Below are 21500 nucleotides of genomic sequence, written 5' to 3'. Positions count from 1 at the left end.
ATGTAGATACATCGAAATTGATATCAAAGTCATGTTATTGTGGTCATAAGAGCTAACGAAAATAGAATGGAGATCAAGATGAGTTATTATCATATCCTGATTGAAGTAAATGATCATATCAGCACAATTGAACAGACACGAGATATTGAACTGTTTGATATTATTGAAATTAAACCATACCTCCATTCTATTTTAATCCCCTTTTTCAATGAGCATGAAATCGAGCTTGAGGATGAAAATATCGAATATAAAGATATTCTCCATCTTGAAGTAAAACAGACTCTGTTACCGATTGAACATTTAATTGAAGAAGAGCAAAAGCAATTACCAAGTGATACTGATGTCACGATCACTGCGTATGAAATCTTTAATGATCGTGATTTAAGCCAAGATGTTACGTCAGTTATTTTTGATATTTTGGAAGCAGTTAAATTAGAGTAATCATCTTATATAAGTACCTATAAAAAAGGTCTGCATGAGCAGACCTTTTTTATTATTTCTAGTTTATTGCATCATTTTCTGAGCTTGTTCTTGACGGAATGCACGTAAAATTTGCTGCCCTGCCCGTCCTGTTGGATTTAAACCTAAACGAGTCTGCTCCTGACGAATAGCTACGCGGGTTTTATCTCCAATAAGACCGTCAACTGCACCAATATCATAGCCACGATTAATCAAAAACTGTTGGATTTCACGACGTTCTGCACGTGAAGTTCCCGGATCATCAGTTGGCCAAGACGCAACAAATGGGCCAGCACCTTTTAAACGATCAGATAAATGTGCAATCGCAAGTCCATAGCTTTCCGCAGCGTTATAACTATAGATAGCATCAAAATTCTTAAATACTAAAAATACTGGACCATTTACACCTGCAGGTGCCATTAAACCCGCTGAAGTATTGCCAGATAAAGCCCCTTGAACAAGTGGAGAACCATCAATTCGGGTTACCCCTCGTGCACTCCAGCTACTTAAAGCTTTCTTTGAACGTCGCCCTTCTCCATCAATTGACATACCTTGGGGAACTTTGACTTCAAAACCCCACGGCATTCCTGTTTGCCAACCTGCTTTATTTAAGAAATTAGCTGTTGAAGCCAGCGCATCAGCTGTACTCGACACTAAATCTCGACGACCATCTCCATCAAAATCAACAGCTAATCGTTCATAAGTAGATGGCATAAATTGAGTATGACCAAATGCCCCAGCCCATGAACCTTTCAGTTGGTCTTCGGTTAAATCACCACGTTGTAAAATACGCATAGTGGCAAAAAACTCAGTGCGGAAATAACTTTGTCGACGTCCTTCACAACTTAAAGTCCCGAGTGCTTGTAATAAAGGATATTTTCCAGAAATATCACCAAAATTACTTTCAACACCCCACACTGCTACAATTGTTTCCGGCGGCACACCGTAGGTTTGAGAAGCACGGTTTAAAACATCTCGATGTTGCGCCAGTTTTTGTTTACCAAGCTCAACGCGCTCTTCATCAACTAGACCAGAAAGATAATCCCAAATTGGTGTCGAAAATTCTGGTTGATAGTTTAATTTATCAATAACTGAATAATCTGGGGTCAAGTTTTGGGTATAACGATCATAAGTTGTACCAGATACTCCAGCAGCAATTGCTTGAGAACGTAAATTTGCCAAACAGCTTTGGAAATTATTATTAGGCGTATAATCTTCGCTCGTCACTACTGGAACAATAGCACTGCTAGATATTGTAGAACCATTAATTACGAGCTCTGCTTGAGCCTGAGACATCGCTAAAAATACAGAGCCAACAATACAAGAAAAACGTCGCATATTATCCTAGTTCGATTTTTAAATTTAAATTTGTAAGTACCATACCATTATGAGTCCAAAATTTCAGAGAGAAAACGTAAATTTGAATTCATAATCTCTACTTTAAATTCATTTCCCATGTTTTAAATTCAAATTTTCTACTTTATTTTTGAATTTAAAATTCTCTAGATCCAAATCATTACTTTTGAATTCAAAACCAATACCCAAGTTTAAATTCAAAAGTACCTCTTTAAATTTAAACTACAAACCTCTCTTTATTGTGGATAACTTTATCTACAACAGAGCAAAAAGCACTTCTATTTCTTAATCCTATTCTATATCTCCTTATTATTTATTACAGGCTGTAGCCAATCACCACAAAACCGTATTTTTTAAATTTAAAGATCAGCCAAAATTTTTAAATTCAAAACCTCATACTAATAGACTTCTATTTTTGAATTTAAAAAGGTATACCCAACTCTCTCATTTAAATTTAAAAACACTTTTGTGGATAACTAATTTTAAATTCAAAAACAACCGAGGCTGCCTTTTGTGGTTTTAAATTCAAATTACAGTAGCTTTTTTAAATTCAAAAGTTCCAATTAAAGTTATCCACAACCCTAAAATATGCATGTTCTATTATTTTTTAAATTTAAAAGATAAAAAAAGCGATCCGAAGATCGCTTTTTAGAGAATTAAAAATACTTTTAGAGGGTCATATCTGCTGTTAAAGCGAGTGGTTCTGGCAAAATTTCCGCCAATTGACGGCATAAATTCGTCAATTCATTACTATCCACAGGCATTAAAGTGATATGACCTAATTTGCGGCCAGCACGTTCTGACTTGTTATAAAGATGCAGATGAGCACCATTTAAGGCAAGTACATCCTCAGTTTTAGGATGTTGACCAATAATATTGATCATAACCGTTGGGCGAACAACTTCTGTTGAGCCTAGTGGTAATCCTGCAACAGCTCGAATATGGTTTTCAAACTGAGAACAAACTGCGCCTTCAATTGACCAGTGGCCTGAGTTATGCACACGCGGTGCCATCTCATTTGCACACAAACCTTGTTCTGTTACAAATAGCTCGAGAGTCAACACACCAACATAGTTAAGGTGATTCAACAAACGAGTAATGTAGTCTTGAGCAACGGGTTGCAAAGCTTCACTATTCGGTGCAGGAACAATTGAATGCGATAAAATACCATTATGATGATGGTTTTCAGCCAATGGCCAAGTTTTTACTTCACCATTTTGGCCACGCACCGCAATGATTGAAACTTCGCGAGAGAATTTAACAAAGCTTTCGGCAACTAGACTTTTTGCAGGACCAAGTTCAGCCCAAGCAGTATCAATCTGGTCTTCTGAACGAAGTACAAACTGACCTTTGCCATCATATCCGCCAGTTGCAGTCTTAAGCACGATCGGTAAACCAAGCTCAGCCACAGCCTTTTTCAAGCTTTCTAAGCTATCTACAGCACGATACGGCGCAACAGGAATAGTAAGCTCATCAAACAATGCTTTTTCTGACAAACGATTTTGCGCAGTCGCTAAAGCAACACGGGGAGGATGCAATGTTTTGGTTTGTGTCAAAACATCAACATCTTCAACTGGCGTATTTTCAAACTCAAGACTGAAAACATCAGCACTTTCAATAAACTGCTTTAAACCTTGCTCATCTTGGCTAGAAAAAACCTGGCCTAAAACACCTGCTGGACAATCTGTATTTGCTTCAAAAAAAGTACATTGAATATTTAATGGTAACGCTGCTTGAGCCATCATACGGCCCAGTTGCCCACCACCAAAAATACCGATAGTTTTATCCATCTCAGCCTCTTACACCTGACCCGGAATATTTTTGCTTGCAACTTTATCAGTTTGCGCAGCACGGAAATCAGCAACATTTTTTGCGATTTCAGGACGAGTTAAACCTAAGATTTGTGCAGCCATAATTGCCGCATTCGTTGCACCAGCTGGACCAATCGCTAAAGTACCAACTGCAATACCTGCTGGCATTTGTACAATTGAAAGCAAAGAGTCTACACCATTTAAAATTGATGATTTAACTGGCACACCTAAAACAGGTAAATCAGTTTTTGCGGCACACATTCCAGGTAAATGCGCTGCACCGCCTGCACCGGCAATAATCACTTGAATACCGCGATCACGTGCAGTTTCTGCATATTCAAATAAACGATCTGGAGTACGATGAGCAGATACCACTTCCGCTTCAAATGGGACACCAAGCTGTTTAAGCATATTGGCTGTGTTTTCGAGAGTTGCCCAATCAGATTGAGAACCCATAATAATTCCAACGAGAGGTTGAGCGTCTTGTGCTGCGGCCGCATTCATTGCTAATGTTCCAGAGACAAAAGTAAAAAAAGATAAATCTCGACGAGAGCCAAGTTTTAAATGGTTCGGAAGCCCATTATTATAGACTGATTTTTCATCTCACGAAAATTTAACTGACCAGCTCTGTGAATATTTTTAATTTGATAGAAAAATGTCATGGTTTAACAGTGACACATTCTCAATTTTTATTAATATTAATTAATTAGATATCTGAAAGATAAGCAGGTATTTGAAAAATCAATAGCTTGTATAGAACCAATTATTCAATACAAGCTATCATAGATTATTGGCTTCTAAATACGAAATAAACACAACCAAATAGGCATAACATCGCCCATAAGTAATCGAGTTTAAAGGGTTGCTTAAACAAGAAAATCATAAAAGGTACAAACACGACCAATGTAACCACTTCCTGAGTGATCTTCATTTCACCGAGTAACCAGCCTTGTGCACTTAGCATACGAGTGGCTGGAATCATAAAACTATATTCAAGTAAGGCAATAATCCAACCGAATAGAATCGCTTGCCAAAGTGGAGCATGGTGCAAAAATTTAAGATGCCCATACCATGCAAGTGTCATAAAGCAGTTAGAAATAATTAATAGCGTAAAAGCTAAAACCGTTGGGCTCAAAGGCACATCCTTCATCATCACGATGATTTAAGTATTTTAACGATACAAAACATTATAAAAGATAAAACTGTAATTCAGCTTAAATCTAAAAAATAAAGCTGTAGTTTTATCAGGGCCTCAAACACATAGAACAACAACGATTTTTGACTATCTTTTCGAGTTTAGCCTTGCTATCGTTGCTGGCAAATTTATCAATAATGCACACACAGCAATTCATTTTAATGTTGTGTACAAAAGCAGTGGAGAAGGCGAGCAATGCATCTGCATATCTTGGGTATTTGTGGCACTTTTATGGGCTCTTTAGCACTTTTAGCTCGTGATTTAGGACATAAGGTAACCGGTTCCGATTTAAACGTTTACCCACCGATGTCTACCCAGTTAGAAAATGCAGGCATTACACTCATGCAAGGCTATGACCGTAGCCATTTACAGCCTCATCCGGACTTGGTTATTGTCGGCAATGCCATGAAACGTGGTATTGATGCTGTTGAATATATGCTAAACGAAGGCCTACCATATATTTCTGGTCCACAGTTCCTTGCCGATCATGTTTTACAAGGTAAACATGTACTTGGTGTAGCAGGTACTCACGGGAAAACAACAACTACGACCATGTTGGCTTGGGTACTTGATCAAGCTGGTTTAAATCCGGGCTTTTTAATTGGTGGTGTTCCACTTGGTTTTAGTGAAAGTGCTCGTTTAGGCGGTGGTAAATACTTCTGTGTTGAAGCCGATGAATATGACTCTGCTTTCTTTGATAAACGTTCTAAGTTTGTTCACTATCACCCAAAGACGGCGATTTTAAATAACCTTGAATTTGACCATGCCGATATTTTTGATGACCTAGCAGCGATTCAAAAACAGTTCCATCATCTTGTGCGTACCATTCCAAGTGAAGGCCGTATTATTGCGCCAATTACTGAAACGCATATTGATGAAGTGCTTGAAATGGGTTGCTGGACACCAGTGATTCGTACAAGTTTAGAAGCGAATGAAAAAGCAGCTTTATCTGCCGAACTAATTTCAATTGATGGCAGCCATTTTAAAGTACTCGAAAATGGCAATGTCGTTGGCGAAGTGAAATGGAACATGACAGGGCAACATAGTGTAGCGAATGCTTTGGCAACAATTGCAGCCGCTCAGCATGTGGGTGTGGCTCTTGAACAAGCTTGTGAAGCTTTGTCTAACTTTGGCGGCGTAAAACGCCGTATGGAGTTACTCGGCACAGTTAATGGTATTGAGGTTTATGATGACTTCGCTCACCATCCAACAGCAATTGACACGACTTTAGATGGCGCATGCAAACGCTTAGGTGAACGCCGTTTATGGGCCATTATTGAACCACGTTCAAACACCATGCGCATGGGCAGTCATAAAGATGGCTTAGCACATTCAGCACGCTTAGCAGACGAAGTGATCTGGTATCAGCCAGAAGGCTTAGATTGGGATTTACAACCTGTAATTGAAGCTGCTTCTAACCACGCTCAAGTAAGCCGTTCACTTGATGAAATTATTGAGCGTATTGTCAATGAAGCAGGTGAGGGCGATGCCGTTGTGATTATGTCTAATGGTGGTTTCGGTGGCTTACATCAAAAATTAATGAGCGCATTAAAAGCAAAAGCTGCTTAAATTTCGCTTTAGATGATTCAATAAAAAATGGGTTTCAAATTGAAACCCATTTTTTTATCAGTGACTTTTAAAGCTTTTCTGGCTCTATATTGGCCATAAATTTATTAGAAACCATTAAACGTAAACTATAGACAATGCCCATCGCAAAAACGCTATATCCCACGTTATTACAAATAAACGGAATACATAAAATAATGAGCGCTGTGATTGGATAAAACCATTTCGTGATTCCAGATAAGCATTGAAACTCATAAAGTATCCAAATACAGGTGGTATAAAGCACCACACTCACCGCAACAACTATTCCCATATATAAATCAGAAATATGCGCATGATGGGTTGTAACATCCACGGCAGCAGCAAGCGCAGCACCTACCGCAGCAATACTGACAAAAACAAAATAATGACCGTATCCCCAAACAAATGGGCGCACACCTTTAATATGATGATGTTGTTCACTACGGTCAAAATAAGCCCACCACATTGCGAACATCAACATCAATCCACCGACCATTAAGAAAATAGCAGGGATATTCATTGATTGAGCGGCTAAAGCATCACGTATGGCATTAAAACTACCGACAATCGACTCACCCAACACAATAATTGTGAGTAGGGCATAACGTTCTACAATATGATGAGGATGCCACGGCGTTGGTGAATATTTTTCTGCATAGATTGGAACAAATAATTCCACGACAACCAGAAATAAAAATAGAGGTATTGAAAGTACATGAGCAAAGTTAGCGACAAGCCAGCCAATTTGTACTAAGACTATACCTATTGCATAGCGATAAGCCGTAACTCGCCGTTCAGGATCATGTTTTGCTGCTCTGAGCCACTGAGTCACTAAGGCCATGCGCATGATCACATAACCGATAATGATTACATCAAAATCCTGACTACGAAATACATCAGGGATACCCGCTGCCATCACCAATGACCCTACAATCTGTACAAAGGTAAGGCATCGATACAATGCATCATCGTTATCGTAAGCAGAAGCAAACCATGAAAAATTCATCCATGCCCACCACAGCGCAAAAAATACCATCAAGTAGCTTGGTAATGCATGCCAGAGGTGATTTTCAATAATTGCATGATGTAACTGCTGACCCGCTGTTGCAATCGCGACCACAAAAATTAAATCGAACAATAATTCGAGTGGAGTCGCTGCTCTATGCTGCTGATCAGGATCTCTTGGGGATAGGGGCCTCAAGCTTAATTTTTTCTGTTTTTCTTGAGTAGTCATAAAATAACGTTCTCGAATAAAGTGCCAACACGTTAACACTTTAATATTAACGCCCAGAACACGCATTAAAAAATATCTAGACCTGCTGTTTAATCTTTACTCACAAACAAACTATATTTCATTTTTGTGACAATTCTTTATCAAGATAACAGGCTTAATTCTTTATCATAGCCCACGTTTTTTGTTCTTGTTTGGAATATGAATGTCTTTAGAAACACTCAACCTTAGCTTATTCCATGTGATTAATGGGGCTCAGGATGCGAGTCAATTTATCATTCGTCTTGCTATCTTTTTTGCTAATGATCTCCTCTATATTCTCTTATTCATCCTTACATTTTTATGGTTTTATGGCGATCAAGATTTAAAAAATAGGGTCATTAAATCTGTCTTTTTAACCTGCGTATCGCTTTTAGTCGGTTACGTTATTTCTCTGTTTTACCATCACGCAAGACCGTTTGTCATGGGTGTGGGTACGACTTTTATTGAACATGCACCAACGGCATCTTTTCCAAGTAATCATATGCTGATTTTTAGCACCATTGCTTTATCTTATTTGTTTGCTCAGCGCAAAATAATTGGAATTATCCTTATATTTTTATCATTTGTAGTGGCGTGGTCACGTATTTATTTAGGTGTGCATTTCCCTTTAGACATGTTAGGGGCTTTTATTGTCGCACTACTAGTCAATACAGCAGGTTATTACTTCTGGAATGCTTACGGTACAAGTTTGACCGCATTCTGTATTCACCTTTATCAAATTATATGCAAACCACTTTTAGACCGCGGTTTGATTAAATAACCCATAGATCTTTTTGGCATTCAAACCACGACATTAAGTTCAGTTGCGTAATACAAAAAAATCTGCCATTCTATGTGGACTTGGATATGTTTTATCCAAAAAAGAATTTAGTTTGACAAGGGGAGTAGCCTCCTCCAAACATAACAGCAATGTTATGTGTCAGATATCGTCAATACGCTTTTATTAAAAAGTCGGTATCTGAGCATCGTGAAATTCATGGTGTAGGCAAGACCTTGATCATGTTGATACAGATGTTTAATTCATCTGGCAACTGGTCGAGGTTTTTTTATGCCCAATTGCCGGATGTATGGAGGATTTATGGAATCGATCGGCAATTTATGGCTGTACATAGCATTCTTTGGCATAGTCATTGTGATGCTCCTGATTGACTTTTTAGGCTTTAAGCAAAAGCAAGGTCAGGATGTCTCAATTAAGCAAGCTGCTTACTGGAGTGTGGCGTGGGTAAGCGTCGCAGCCCTATTTGGCGGTGGTTTATGGCTTTACCTACAACAAACAGTTGGGGTGACCTTAGCAAACCAAAAAACTATGGAATACTTTGCGGGTTACTTACTCGAAAAGTCCCTCGCAATTGACAACGTTTTCGTCTGGTTAATGATTTTCGCAGCGTTTGCTATTCCAGCTGCACTACAACGTAAAATTTTGCTCTACGGCGTATTAGGTGCCATCGTACTGCGTACCCTCTTTATTTTTATTGGTGCATGGTTCGTTCAAGAGTTTTCTTGGGTACTTTATATCTTCGGTGCGTTTTTGGTATATACAGGCTTTAAGTTCTTAAAAGGCCAAGATGAAGAAACCAATATTGAAGATATCAAGCTCTTAAAATGGTTACGTAACCATATGCGTATTACACCACAGCTTGAAGGTGACAAATTCTTTGTACGTCAAAACGGTTTATTGTGGGCAACGCCGTTATTTCTAGTTTTGATTTTGGTTGAAGCTTCGGACGTGATTTTCGCAGTAGATTCTATTCCTGCTATTTTCGCGGTAACTAGCGACCCGTTTATTGTTTTAACGGCGAACTTAATGGCAATTTTAGGTTTACGCGCAATGTTCTTTTTACTTGCTGGCGCTGCGACTAAATTGCATTACTTGCCATACGGCTTAGGCATCATTTTATTGTTCATTGGTGCGAAAATGTTGTTGCTTGATGTATTCCACATGCCAATCTGGATCTCGTTAAGCTTTATCGTAATAGTATTAGCAATCACTGCTTACCTTTCTTTACGACACAACAAAAAGCAATTGCAGTCTTAATTCATCACAACAAGGCATCTACACGTGAGATGCCTTGTTATCTAAATTTTAAAAATAGACTGTACTTTAAAAAAACAGATTAATATTATATGCCAACTTAAAATTTATCTTTCCTAATCAGAAACATAATAGATAACAGCTATTCGGTATTTTATGCCGAACATACTTATTAAAATGTGTGGAGTCTCATGCGTTCTAAAAAAATTAATCTTGTCGTTGTCCCTCTATTACTCACGGCATGTAGCCATAATGATGGTCCTTTAGTACAAGACGTATATAACAACCAATATGACTGTGCTCGCGACTGGAATACCCAAACCTGTGAAGAAGAAAATAGCTCCAGTGGACATGGTTCTAGCTATGTTAGTAGTCGCTATTTAGGGCCTGCGTATTATCAAAATAATCGGGAAGTTTCTTACCACGGCAATACCTTACATCCTTACAGCAATTTGAGTGTAGGCCGACCAATTATTTCAAGTACAGCGAAAAGTTCGTCTTTTTCATCCCCAATTCGTGGTGGTTTTGGCCGTAGCGGTTTTTCTTTCGGCGGCTAAGTCTTTAGGCATTCACTGAATATGAAAAGAAAAATATTTACTCCACGACCAGACTGGCAAGTGGAGCATCAAAATATTGGTTTTGATTATTTTAATTTACCTTCTCTTGATGGCTCAATTTACTGGTCTGAAGGAGTTGCTTATGAGTTTACCCTTAAGCAGATTGAACAACTTGAAGATGCAGCAAATGAACTGCATCAGATGTGTTTAGCAGTAGTAGGAGACCTCATTCAACGGGGAAACTATCCTGCTTATTTTCAAATTCCTGAAGTTGCCATAAACCATATTGAACATTCATGGAAACAAAATGCCCCTATGCTGTATGGCCGTTTTGATTTCGCTTACGATGGGCGAAATATCAAAATGCTGGAATATAACGCCGACACGCCGACTGGCTTACTCGAAGCCTCTGTGGCGCAGTGGCTGTGGATAGAACAAGTCTCAGGCATTGCAAACCGAGATCAATTCAATAGCATTCATGAAGACCTGATTAAACGCTGGAAGACAATTTTACCGCGTGGTAGCCATGTGCATTTTGCTGCTTGTCAGGAAGCTGGAAGGGAAGACTGGGGAAATCTCGAGTACTTGATGGATACCGCTTATCAAGCTCATCTACAGGTTTCCGAGCTTTCTATGGAAAACATAGGTTGGAACGGGCAAGACTTTGTCGATCTTCATAATCAGCCCATTCAAAACATATTTAAGCTCTACCCATGGGAATGGATCTGGGAAGAAGCCTTTTCTCAATATATCCATCCACAAACACAGTGGATTGAACCTTGCTGGAAAATGTTACTTTCAAATAAAGCGATTTTGGTTGAGCTTTGGAAGCGTTATCCAAACCATCCAATGTTGGTCGAAACCCATACCTATGACCCGCAACAAGCGTTGTCTGGCAAATGGGTGAAAAAGCCGATTTTGGCAAGGGAAGGGGCCAATATTCGAATTTTACAAGATGGTCATGACCAAGGCTCAGCTTCTGGTAGCTTTCATTTTGATGACTATGACAAATATGGTTATGTCGTACAGAAATGGGTAGATACCCCATTATTTTCAGGGCAACTACCTACACTCGGTTTATGGATGGTTGGACATCAATGTTCAGGCATGTCTATTCGTGAAGATTGCTATGACATTATTGGTAATGATGCTCACTTTGCAGCACATTATTTTGTCGAGTAATAAATGCCTAGAGGTATTTTAAAAAGCACTGTTTAGGTGCCTTTTTATTGTGCCTTCCACGCGGTCAATCAGTGCATTTTACGTATATAGCGAATAATGAACTTTAGTTTCTAAAGCTAAATTAGAACAAAAATTCAAAAACACAATAATATAAATTTATGTATTTTAATAATTTTTCCTTATTTTCTTTGTTAAAAATCAATATTGGCAAGCTCTTTGCATCTCCTAAAAAGAAAAAAGCCTAGATTTTAAGGGCTCGCGAGAGCCCTAATTTTTTTAAGGAGTGATGCCATGAATGCGATTCCAACTTTAACGCCCCTTGCCATGCCGTGTAACAGCAGTTTTGAAGCAAAAGATTGGGAAATTTTATCGAACCACTGGTATCCCGTCGCACGTACACAAGATGTCTCTACTGCACCTCAACGAGTCATGCTACTAGACGTCAATATGGCGTTATATAAAACAGAAAGTGGGGAAATTCATCTGGTTCGAGATATTTGCCCACATCGTGGGGTGCCATTAACCAAAGGTTGGGTGGATGGTGAGGAGATTGTCTGCCCTTATCATGGGCTACGCTATAACAGCGAAGGGAAATGTACTCAAATACCAGCTCAGCCCGAACTAACTAAAATTTCTGATCGTTTTTCTCTGACCAAATTTCCAGTTGTACAAAGATATGGTCTCATTTGGACCAGTATTCATGGTCGTGATATTGTTAAAGCTAATATTCCTATATTAGATACTTGGGACCACGCAGAGCATCAATCAATTTTACCGCCTTTCGTCGATATTGGTGGTTCTAGCGGACGTCAACTTGAAGGGTTTATCGATGTCGCTCATTTTGCGTGGGTACATCACAATGCCTTTGCAAATCGCGATAATCCCATCGTCCCTAAATATCACACTGAACGTACCGACTATGGTTTAAAAACGGTCTATATCAGCAATGTCAGTAATTATCCGCATGAACTAAAACATCTCGAACCAGAAGGTTTTTTATGGAAGCGTACTTTTGAGGTTTATCCACCTTTTTCAGCCGTGCTCACGGTCGATTTTCCAGAAGGCGGGGTCTTAAAAATCTTGAATGCCTGTTGCCCTATTTCAAGCAATAAAACCCGTTTATTTGTTCCACTCACCCGTAACTTTGACCAAACAGGCGATTTAGAAAAAGTATATGCATTTAATGCGCAAATTTTTGCCGAAGACCAAGAGATGGTCGAATCACAAAAACCAGAAGAACTGCCGCTTGATTTAATGATGGAAGCACATTTTGAAGCAGACCGTTCATCAACAACTTATCGACGGATTTTGGCTGAATGGGGACTAAGTAAACGTTATACCGTTTAAATATTGGCTAACTGGGGTACAATCAATCGAAAAAAGTGAAAATATAAAGGCTTTCCATGTCATTGATCGCAAATACCACCGTTGTGCGTGGTCGTTTTTTAGATATCCAGCAAACCGTCTCTGAGCCAACTGATATTCCAAATCAAGTGCGTTATTTAGAAGATGGCGTATTGGTTAGTGAACATGGAAAAATCAAATGGTTTGGTGCATGGGAAGACGCTCAGGCGCATCTACCTGCTGGGGTTGAGATTCAACATTATCCAGAACAATTGATTGTACCTGGCTTTATTGATACCCATATTCATTTCCCGCAAACAGAAATGGTTGGAGCATACGGCGAACAACTTTTAAGCTGGCTCAATACCTATACTTTTCCCACTGAAATCCAGTTTCAGGACAAAGCATATGCAAGTGAAATTGCCCAGTTCTTTGTTCAAGAGCTACTGAAACACGGTACAACCACAGCACTGGTTTTCTGTACAGTTCACCCCGAGTCTGTTGATGCCTTATTTGAAGCCGCAGAACACGTTCAGATGCGTTTAATTGCTGGTAAGGTACTCATGGACCGCCATGCACCTGAAGCGCTTTGTGATACGCCAGAAACGGCTTACAGCGACACCAAAGCACTGATTGAGAAATGGCATGGTAAGGGCCGTGCTCTCTATGCGATTACTCCACGTTTTGCACCAACGTCTACACCTGAACAGTTAGAAAGAGCAGGGCAGTTAAAACAAGAATTTCCAGATGTTTATGTACATACCCATTTAAGTGAAAACAAAGATGAAATCGCTTGGGTGAAATCTTTATTTCCTGAACAAGCTGGCTATTTAGATGTTTATCAACATTATGGCTTGACTGGTAAACGTTCTGTATTTGCGCATTGCGTTCACTTAGAAGATCAAGAATGGCAATGTATGCATGATACGCAATCGGCTATCGCATTTTGTCCAACATCAAACCTGTTCTTAGGCAGTGGTTTATTCCCATTGAAAAAAACATGGGAAAAACAAGTGAAAGTGGGCTTGGGTACAGATATCGGTGCTGGTACATCATTTAGTTTACTGCAAACCGTTAACGAGGCTTATAAGGTTCAGCAGTTACAAGGTGATAAACTTTCAGCTTATGAAGCGCTTTATCATGCAACCCTAGGCGGAGCAAAAGCGCTTGATTTGCAAGATCAGTTAGGCAACTTCAACGTCGGTAAAGAAGCAGACTTTGTGGTACTAAATCTTAAGCCAACAGCATTACAGGAACTTCGCCAGTCTAAATCCAAATCTGTTGAAGATTCACTGTTTGCATTATTCACTTTAGGTGATGACCGTAATATTGAGGCGACTTATATTTATGGAAACCGTGCTTATCAAAAAGAAACAGCCAAATAAAAAAGGCATTGTTAAGTTTTTGTTATTATTTGGAATATGCGCTCTTGCATTAAAGCGTGATCGACATAATCCGCAAAATGATAAAATTTCACAGCCATCAAAGGGTGCATGAAACGTCATTTTGCTTTAAAATTTTACCATTAACTCAGATTTTCGAGGTGTTGCAGGTCAACACCTTTTTTATTTTTTCTTTTATATCTTGTAGGAATCTGCCATGACTGTTGCAATGAGCATCATGATTTCAACCGAAGAAATTCAAGCAAAAGTCAAAGAGCTCGGCGAGCAAATTAACGCTCACTATGCAAATAGTGATAAAGAATTAGTTCTTATTGGACTACTTCGTGGTTCTGTTATTTTCATGGCAGACTTGTGCCGTACAATTACCAAACCGCATGAACTCGACTTCATGACAGTGTCTAGCTACGGCGGCGGTACGACTTCAAGTCGAGATGTTAAAATCTTAAAAGATCTTGACGGTGAAATTCGCGGTAAAGATGTATTGGTGGTTGAAGACATTATCGACTCAGGCAATACCTTAAGCAAAGTCGTTGAAATGTTGCAAACTCGCGAGCCAAATTCAATCCAACTCTGCACATTAGTGAGTAAACCGTCTCGCCGTGAAATTGATCTTGAAGTTAAATTTTTAGGTTTTGAAGTAGAAGACAGATTCATTGTGGGTTACGGCTTAGACTACGACCAAAAATATCGCCACTTACCTTTTATTGGTGAAATTGGTTTATAAATTTCAGAGAAATAGCACCGCAAGGTGCTATTTTTTTATATAAAACCTTAGCTTTGAACAAAAAAGACACAAAAAGTCGCAATCTGCTACAGACAAAATAGACAGCTCTACCGCACGATAGAATATGAAGCAAAATCATTAACTTCATCAAAAAAACAACTGGAGAACAAATATGTGGTCACTTATTATCGCTATTGTAGTTGGTTTCTTTGCTGGCTTAATCGCTCGTGCTTTGCATCCTGGGGATGATAAAGCAGGTTTCATCGTAACTACCTTGATTGGTATTGCAGGTTCACTTCTAGCTACTTATGGTGGTCGTTTACTTGGACTTTACGGCGAAAACTCAGCTGCAGGCTTTATCGCATCCGTGATTGGTGCCATCGTTATTCTTTTTATCTACAACTTGATTGCACGAAAAAGCTAAACCTTAATTCATTTATAAAAAAAGCACCTTATGGTGCTTTTTTTAATTTATTTTAAAGACCTAACTCTTTCCATACGGCCTGAATTTCTTCAGCAGAGCGTGCGCCAACCAGTTTGAAACCATTCGCAAAAATTAGGGTAGGGGTGCCGTTAAAGCCGAGTTTTTTTCCTAATTCTAAATTACGGTCAATTGGGTTTGCACAGCTCGTAACTGTTGGTTTAACACCTTGCTGAATCAGTTTTTTCCATGAGTAAGATTGATTTGGTGCACACCAAACTTGTCTAGAAACCACAATAGACTGAGGTTTTAAAGGATAGATGAACGTATAAATAGTTACATCTTTAAGCTTATCGAGTTCAGGTTCAAGCTGCTTACAATAAGGACAATTTGGATCAGAAAATACTGCTAAAACATGTTGGCCATTACCTTTGACTGTTTTAATCGCATCTTTTAAAGGCAGTTGTTTCCAATCAATTGAGTTCTGTCCTAAAACTAGATCTTTAGTTAAGTTCTTCTGGTCTTTTAACCGAATCATAGAGCCTACAAACATATGTTGCCCATCTTCACCAACATAAATGATTTGCTGATCAAGATTAGCGCTATATAGCCCAGGCATTTCAGTTTTCTGAATATTGCTAATTTTCAAATTAGGATATTGTTTTTTAATATTTTGCCTAACAGTATCTACATTAGCGAAACTCACACTTGTAGTTAGGCTAAATAACGCCAATATTCCTAATTTTTTAAGCATAAAACTGACTCATAGGTAGGAGAGGAGATCATTTTAATCAGTTCAGCTTTTTAAAACAGAACTGATTACCGAGTTATAACCAAACTTCCACTCATTTATGCCAATGTTTCACGTGGAACATAAATACGTTTTAGAGTATTAATTTCTACAGATATATGCACGATTTCATCATGAATGGACAAAGCATGACGAATCTGATCTGCGGTTAAAGAAATATCATCAGTTTCGAGTGCCAAAATACAAGAAAACTTACCTTTCGCGACTTTCCAGACATGAATATCCGTAATTTCAATATATTTAGGAAACTCAGCAATGACTTCACGGATCTCTTCAACTACCGGATGATCCATTTCTGCGTCTAAAAGGGTTTTTCCTGTCTCTTTCATTAATCCCAGAGACCATTTTGCAACCAAAATAGCACCTAAAATTCCTAAAAGTGCATCTAAAAAATCCCATCCGAAATACTTACCTGCGAAAAGCGCAATAATTGCAAAAACAGAAGTTACTGCATCTGCAACCACATGTAAAAATGCAGCTTTTTGGTTTAAATCATGATGATGCCCATGATCATGTTCGTGATGGTGATGGTGATGGTGATGGTGATGGTGATGGTGATGGTGATGGTGCCCATCATCGTGAAGTAACCATGCACAAATCAAGTTAATGACCAAACCTAAAATTGCAATCGGAATCGCTTCATTATAAAAAATTTCAACTGGATTAAATAAACGTTGTATCGACTGAAACGCCATAAAAATGGCGACAACCATCAACAAAATTGCACTGCTATAACCCGCTAAAATCTCGATTTTCCAAGTTCCGAAACTAAACCGACGATCTTTAGAATAATGACGAGCCGCGCGATAGGCAAAATAGGCTAAACCGAGAGCCAACATATGGGAACTCATATGCCAACCATCAGCCAGAAGCGCCATTGAATTGAAAAACCATCCACCGAATATTTCTAAAACCATCATGGATGCCGTTAAAATCGTTGCAATCAAAATACGTTTTTGTGCAAGTGGATTTCCTTCATCAAACTGATGTTGATGATGACGTGATACACTATGATCCTGCATAATATTTAAACCCAATATACTCCCTACCAGTATATTGAATTATACAAGAGAACACAGATGAGTCACATTGGTCAGGATAAAAAAATAGTTAATCGTGTAAAACGACTAAAAGGACAAATCAACAGCATTGAGCATGCTGTTGAACAGCCAGATATTTCATGCATAGAAATACTACAACAAGTTGCTGCAATTAAAGGGGCAATAAACGGTTTGATGAGTGAATTAATGGAACAGCATTTACATCACCACGTGCTCAAAGACGCACAAGTTGATCAAAATGAGCTAGATGAGTTTTTAAAGGTTTTAAAAAGATACGGTTAACAAAATGACTGAATGACACAGCCATGTGCATCATTCAGAATTTTGTAATTATTTTCCAATACAGAATGAACCAAAAATCTTGCCTAATAAGTCATCGGCACTAAAGTCACCAGTAATTTCACCTAAAGCATTTTGGGCAAGACGTAGTGACTCAGCAACCAGTTCACCTGCGTTAAATACAACAAGTTGCTCGCGTGCTTCTGAAAGATAGAGCTGCGTGCGCTTCATTGCGTCTAAATGACGTGTTCTTGCAATAAAGGTGTCTTCCTCAGGGTGGAAGCCTGCATGCGCTGTAATCGCGTCTACGAGGACTTGTACGCCCATCTCTTGTTTTGCAGAAACAGTTATATGACGGAACCCTTGAAAATCGCTTATTTCAGCTAATTGTCCAGTTAAATCGCATTTATTACCAATTAACATTAAACGACGCGGTTCAATATGTTCAGCAAAATACTCTTGAGCGAGTTTTAATGGGTCATCACCTTGATTTAAATCATAAACCAGCAATAACAAATCAGCTTGTTCAATTTCTTTGATTGCACGACGAATCCCTTCTTTTTCAACGATGTCACCTGTTTCACGAAGACCCGCTGTATCTGTTAAGGTGATTGGTAGACCATTTAAGCTAATTTTTTCATGTAAAACATCACGAGTAGTACCTGCAATATCGGTCACAATTGCACGCTCAACACCAGCAAGTGCATTTAACAAGCTCGACTTACCCGCATTTGGTTTACCCGCAATAACGACTTGCAAACCTTCACGTAATAATTGACCTTGTCGTGCAGAGGTTTGAACAGCATGTACCGACTGCTGAACATCTTCAAGTAAAGCTAAAATTTTACCATCTGCCAAGAAATCGATTTCTTCTTCAGGAAAATCAATTGCTGCTTCAACATGCAAGCGTAAATGAATCAGTTTTTCTAAAACAGTATTAATTTTTGTTGAAAAAGCGCCTTGTAAAGAGCGAACCGCAGAGCGTGCCGCAGCTTGCGAAGTCGCATCAATCAAGTCGGCAATCGCTTCCGCTTGTACCAAGTCCATCTTGCCATTTTCAAAAGCACGCATGGAAAATTCGCCGGCTTTTGCAGCAATTGCACCAAGCTCAAATAGACGTCCAAGCAAGGTATTTTGGATGACTGGACCGCCGTGACCTTGTAGCTCTACAACATCTTCACCTGTAAACGAGTGAGGATTGGGAAAGCATAGAACAATCCCTTCATCCATAATACTGCCATCAGCATCATAAAATTTACGGAAACCCGCCATACGCGCTTCTGGCAAGTTTTTTTGTGTCAGGTTTTGAGCAATTTCATAAGCCTTAGGTCCAGATAGGCGAATCACGCCCACACCACCACGCCCAGGTGGCGTTGCAATTGCGGCAATCGTGGTTTGACTTTGCATATTATTCACCTAAAAACCTAAAATCCAGCCAAAGAAAAATCCGCCTAAGATTACCATCTTAAGCGGATTTATTCAGCAAAAGTTCAACGATTAAGAAGCTGATTCAGTCTTATTGATACGACTTTTCTCAACGCTCTTATTAATAAACGACTGCTGTAAAATAGTAATACTGTTGTTCACAATCCAGTACAGTACGAGACCGGCAGGGAAGAACAACATAAATACCGTGAACATAATCGGCATAATGCGGAACACTTTTGCCTGCATTGGATCAGCGGGTTGCGGGTTCAACATTTGCTGTGCAAACATGGTAGCACCCATGATTAACGGCAAGATGAACCAAGGATCCATTGCTGACAAGTCTTGAATCCAACCTAACCATGGTGCGTGACGTAATTCCACACTTTCCATGAGTACCCAGTACAAAGCAAGGAAAATTGGCATTTGTAGCAACAATGGTAAACAACCTGAAAGTGGATTTACTTGTTCACGCTTGTATAAAGCCATCATTTCTTGCGAGAAGCGCATACGGTCTTCACCGAACTCTTCTTTCATGCGTTGCATTTCTGGTGCAATCACACGCATTTTCGCCATAGAACGATAACTTTTTGAAGATAAAGGCCACAAGATCATCTTCACCATAATGGTAAGCAAGATGATTGACCATCCCCAGTTGCCCACAATGCTATGGAAGAATTGAAGACCTAAGAACAAGAGTTTAGCAATCGGCCATAACCAACCATAATCAACAGTCTGATTTAAACCAACAGCTAAATCTTTTAATTCAGATTGTACTTTCGGACCTGAATAAAGTTTTGCATCCACTTCCATTGAAGTGCCTGCCGGAACATTAATCACTGGTGAGGTAAAACCAATGATATTCATGTGATCAGCAGATTGACGAGATTCAAGCTTAGCTACATAAGGCTGACCATTAGCTTGAGTCAGCTTAAGGTTTCCAGGAATCCAAGCACTTACAAAATAATGCTGAACAATCGCAACCCATCCACCTTTAGCTTCAGTATTTACTTTTTCTTCTGAGAAATTAGCAAATTTAAGCTTGTTGTAATGTGCATCAGGCGTTCCCCAAGCTCCACCTAAGAAAGTTCCTAGAGTGAAAATACCTTGAGAAGATTTACCTGGATCTTCAGAATTATCGCGCTTTAATTGTCCAAACATCTGACCTTGCCAGCTTTGTTGGCTACGGTTAATGACTTGATGTTTTACAACAATTGGATATTGACCTTGAGTAAAGGTAAAAGTTTTAATAATTTCAACGCCTTCAGGTGTTTTAAATACCATTGGAACGTTTAAAACTTTTTCAGATTGACCCTTTTGGTCCTGTACACCTTTAGCATCAGCCAAAGTATATGATGTCTTTTCAACAGCATATAATGGACGACCACCACGACTACTATCTGGTCCATTCAAACCAATTAAGCCAGATTGAGCAACATATGTACGCTTGGCATCATTTTCAAGCATAACAAAAGGTTGATCGCTGTCTTTGCTTTTGTCGTGTGAGAGTAATTCAATACGAACAATATCACCACCTTTTGGATTAATCCAAATATGGTAAAGGTCAGTTTGTACTGAAATAAGCTGTTGATTCACAGGTGCAGTTGCATCTGTGGTTTGTGACTGCGCAATATTTGCTTGTGGCACATCGGAAGCCACTGTTGCATTTTTAGCATTTGGCAAATCAGCAGATACTTCATGCGAACTTACAGCTGCCGCTTGTTGTTGCGGAGCAGTTGCAGCATTTCCATAATCTTTTTGCCAAGCCAAAATGAGCAAATATGCGGTGACAAACATGGCCCCGAGAATTGCAAACCTGGCCCATTGTTGCATATCTATTACCCCAAATGGTTAGAGAGATTTTGCTTCAGTAAACGATCACGAAAGGGTACAGCAACATGATGCGTTTGAGAATCTATTTGATGAAACGAAATAAAACGAATTGCTTTTGGCGGTACCGGATCATATCCAGATCCTCCCCACGGATGACAACGACATATCCGTTTAGAAGATAACCAAACGCCTTTTATCGCACCATGAGTTTGCAATGCTTCTATCGCATATTGGGAACAAGTCGGGATATAACGACAACGGGGTCCAAGAAGCGGACTAATCGCAATTTGATACAGTCGAATCAACCAACGTAGAAAACGGACCATTGGCTATCTCTTAATTCTGCGAGGTTGTGCCAACTTTAGAATGTTTTTTTGCTAAGCGCTGTAATTTTTGCCAAGCAAAGTCTAATTGTTGATATAGCTCAGCATTCGTAATCGTTTCTATACCAACTTTCGGCATCACCACAACATCTATGTCTGATCCAAAATTCGGCTGATGTAGACGAAAGCTCTCACGAGCAAGACGTTTTATTCGATTTCTTTCATGCGCTCGGCGCACTTTTTTCTTAGCAACAACAATACCCAAACGGCTTTTAGGCTGTTCGGTTAATTTTGCAAGAAATAAAAAATGGGGTTGATGCACTTTAAAAAGCGCACCATCAAATACACTTTTATAATCTGCAGCACAGCGTATTCGCACGTCTGTGCTAAAACTGTAAAGTGTCATCACACCCAAGTCTGGTCA

Annotated in this window: 22 protein-coding genes; 11 read left to right on the top strand and 11 right to left on the bottom strand. The window is 39.2% G+C overall.

The features are described from left to right. The first annotated feature begins 66 nt into the window (after positions 1-66). A complete protein-coding gene (locus ACTJJG_RS16715) occupies positions 67-441 on the top strand; it encodes a hypothetical protein (protein WP_014207668.1) in 375 nt (124 codons plus the stop codon). Between the two features lie 63 nt (positions 442-504). Here the strand turns inward: ACTJJG_RS16715 and ACTJJG_RS16710 are convergent, their stop codons facing one another. The 4 genes from ACTJJG_RS16710 to ACTJJG_RS16695 all read right to left on the bottom strand — a co-directional run bounded on the left by ACTJJG_RS16710 (position 505) and on the right by ACTJJG_RS16695 (position 4776). Beyond that, positions 505-1797 carry a lytic murein transglycosylase gene (locus ACTJJG_RS16710; RefSeq protein WP_032057542.1) on the bottom strand — a complete coding sequence of 431 codons (1293 nt, stop codon included), beginning with the start codon at positions 1795-1797 and terminating at the stop codon, positions 505-507. Between the two features lie 686 nt (positions 1798-2483). Next, positions 2484-3605 (bottom strand): 5-(carboxyamino)imidazole ribonucleotide synthase, encoded by a 1122-nt coding sequence (locus ACTJJG_RS16705; RefSeq protein ID WP_002115409.1) that lies wholly within the window; start codon positions 3603-3605, stop codon positions 2484-2486. A 9-nt stretch (positions 3606-3614) separates the two neighbouring features. Next, positions 3615-4130, bottom strand: a complete 516-nt coding sequence (gene purE / locus ACTJJG_RS16700) for a 5-(carboxyamino)imidazole ribonucleotide mutase (protein WP_002115451.1) — start codon at positions 4128-4130, stop codon at positions 3615-3617. A gap of 283 nt (positions 4131-4413) precedes the next feature. Beyond that, the gene (locus tag ACTJJG_RS16695) at positions 4414-4776 is read right to left on the bottom strand and encodes a DMT family protein (protein WP_075384089.1); all 363 of its coding nucleotides are present in this window, start codon (positions 4774-4776) and stop codon (positions 4414-4416) included. A 240-nt stretch (positions 4777-5016) separates the two neighbouring features. Here ACTJJG_RS16695 and mpl point away from each other — a divergent pair, with 240 nt between their 5' ends. Continuing rightward, on the top strand, positions 5017-6390 hold the full coding sequence (gene mpl, locus ACTJJG_RS16690; protein WP_372552790.1) for a UDP-N-acetylmuramate:L-alanyl-gamma-D-glutamyl-meso-diaminopimelate ligase: 1374 nt from the start codon (positions 5017-5019) through the stop codon (positions 6388-6390). A 67-nt stretch (positions 6391-6457) separates the two neighbouring features. On the opposite strand, the gene ACTJJG_RS16685 is transcribed toward mpl, so the two are convergent. Beyond that, complete coding sequence (locus ACTJJG_RS16685; RefSeq protein ID WP_032057544.1) at positions 6458-7708, bottom strand: low temperature requirement protein A; 1251 nt, start codon at positions 7706-7708, stop codon at positions 6458-6460. A 136-nt stretch (positions 7709-7844) separates the two neighbouring features. Here ACTJJG_RS16685 and ACTJJG_RS16680 point away from each other — a divergent pair, with 136 nt between their 5' ends. The 8 genes from ACTJJG_RS16680 (at position 7845) to ACTJJG_RS16645 (ending at position 15347) form a co-directional block, all read left to right on the top strand. Further along, positions 7845-8441 (top strand): undecaprenyl-diphosphatase, encoded by a 597-nt coding sequence (locus tag ACTJJG_RS16680; RefSeq protein WP_032012819.1) that lies wholly within the window; start codon positions 7845-7847, stop codon positions 8439-8441. Between the two features lie 318 nt (positions 8442-8759). Further along, positions 8760-9716, top strand: a complete 957-nt coding sequence (locus ACTJJG_RS16675) for a TerC family protein (protein ID WP_017386224.1) — start codon at positions 8760-8762, stop codon at positions 9714-9716. A gap of 188 nt (positions 9717-9904) precedes the next feature. After that, complete coding sequence (locus tag ACTJJG_RS16670) at positions 9905-10270, top strand: hypothetical protein (RefSeq protein ID WP_032012817.1); 366 nt, start codon at positions 9905-9907, stop codon at positions 10268-10270. Between the two features lie 21 nt (positions 10271-10291). After that, positions 10292-11452 carry a glutathionylspermidine synthase family protein gene (locus tag ACTJJG_RS16665; protein ID WP_032012816.1) on the top strand — a complete coding sequence of 387 codons (1161 nt, stop codon included), beginning with the start codon at positions 10292-10294 and terminating at the stop codon, positions 11450-11452. 291 nt (positions 11453-11743) lie between these two features. Then, a complete protein-coding gene (locus ACTJJG_RS16660) occupies positions 11744-12799 on the top strand; it encodes an aromatic ring-hydroxylating oxygenase subunit alpha (protein WP_032057545.1) in 1056 nt (351 codons plus the stop codon). 56 nt (positions 12800-12855) lie between these two features. Beyond that, complete coding sequence (gene guaD / locus ACTJJG_RS16655; RefSeq protein ID WP_032057547.1) at positions 12856-14181, top strand: guanine deaminase; 1326 nt, start codon at positions 12856-12858, stop codon at positions 14179-14181. A gap of 214 nt (positions 14182-14395) precedes the next feature. Next, positions 14396-14923: a hypoxanthine phosphoribosyltransferase gene (gene hpt / locus ACTJJG_RS16650; protein ID WP_002115408.1), complete on the top strand. Its 528-nt coding sequence runs from the start codon at positions 14396-14398 to the stop codon at positions 14921-14923. Between the two features lie 172 nt (positions 14924-15095). Then, positions 15096-15347, top strand: a complete 252-nt coding sequence (locus ACTJJG_RS16645) for a GlsB/YeaQ/YmgE family stress response membrane protein (protein ID WP_372552789.1) — start codon at positions 15096-15098, stop codon at positions 15345-15347. Between the two features lie 52 nt (positions 15348-15399). On the opposite strand, the gene ACTJJG_RS16640 is transcribed toward ACTJJG_RS16645, so the two are convergent. Both ACTJJG_RS16640 and dmeF read right to left on the bottom strand, forming a co-directional pair. Further along, positions 15400-16098 (bottom strand): DsbC family protein, encoded by a 699-nt coding sequence (locus ACTJJG_RS16640; RefSeq protein ID WP_440608986.1) that lies wholly within the window; start codon positions 16096-16098, stop codon positions 15400-15402. 95 nt (positions 16099-16193) lie between these two features. Further along, the gene (dmeF, locus tag ACTJJG_RS16635; protein WP_081404167.1) at positions 16194-17192 is read right to left on the bottom strand and encodes a CDF family Co(II)/Ni(II) efflux transporter DmeF; all 999 of its coding nucleotides are present in this window, start codon (positions 17190-17192) and stop codon (positions 16194-16196) included. Between the two features lie 42 nt (positions 17193-17234). Between dmeF and ACTJJG_RS16630 the strand changes: the two genes are divergently transcribed. Beyond that, positions 17235-17498 carry a metal/formaldehyde-sensitive transcriptional repressor gene (locus ACTJJG_RS16630; protein WP_009392876.1) on the top strand — a complete coding sequence of 88 codons (264 nt, stop codon included), beginning with the start codon at positions 17235-17237 and terminating at the stop codon, positions 17496-17498. A gap of 48 nt (positions 17499-17546) precedes the next feature. Here ACTJJG_RS16630 and mnmE read toward each other — a convergent pair whose 3' ends face one another. The 4 genes from mnmE to rnpA all read right to left on the bottom strand — a co-directional run bounded on the left by mnmE (position 17547) and on the right by rnpA (position 21482). Then, positions 17547-18902 carry a tRNA uridine-5-carboxymethylaminomethyl(34) synthesis GTPase MnmE gene (gene mnmE / locus ACTJJG_RS16625; protein ID WP_032012812.1) on the bottom strand — a complete coding sequence of 452 codons (1356 nt, stop codon included), beginning with the start codon at positions 18900-18902 and terminating at the stop codon, positions 17547-17549. 90 nt (positions 18903-18992) lie between these two features. Further along, on the bottom strand, positions 18993-20753 hold the full coding sequence (gene yidC / locus ACTJJG_RS16620) for a membrane protein insertase YidC (protein WP_002115440.1): 1761 nt from the start codon (positions 20751-20753) through the stop codon (positions 18993-18995). Between the two features lie 5 nt (positions 20754-20758). Continuing rightward, positions 20759-21079, bottom strand: a complete 321-nt coding sequence (gene yidD / locus ACTJJG_RS16615; protein WP_003656027.1) for a membrane protein insertion efficiency factor YidD — start codon at positions 21077-21079, stop codon at positions 20759-20761. A gap of 10 nt (positions 21080-21089) precedes the next feature. Then, the gene (gene rnpA, locus ACTJJG_RS16610; protein ID WP_005063921.1) at positions 21090-21482 is read right to left on the bottom strand and encodes a ribonuclease P protein component; all 393 of its coding nucleotides are present in this window, start codon (positions 21480-21482) and stop codon (positions 21090-21092) included. Positions 21483-21500 lie beyond the last annotated feature (18 nt).

The sequence above is a fragment of the Acinetobacter sp. 22512 genome (assembly GCF_052044755.1).
Taxonomy (GTDB): Bacteria; Pseudomonadota; Gammaproteobacteria; order Pseudomonadales; family Moraxellaceae; genus Acinetobacter; species Acinetobacter pittii.
This window is presented reverse-complemented; position numbering and strand designations above follow the sequence as displayed.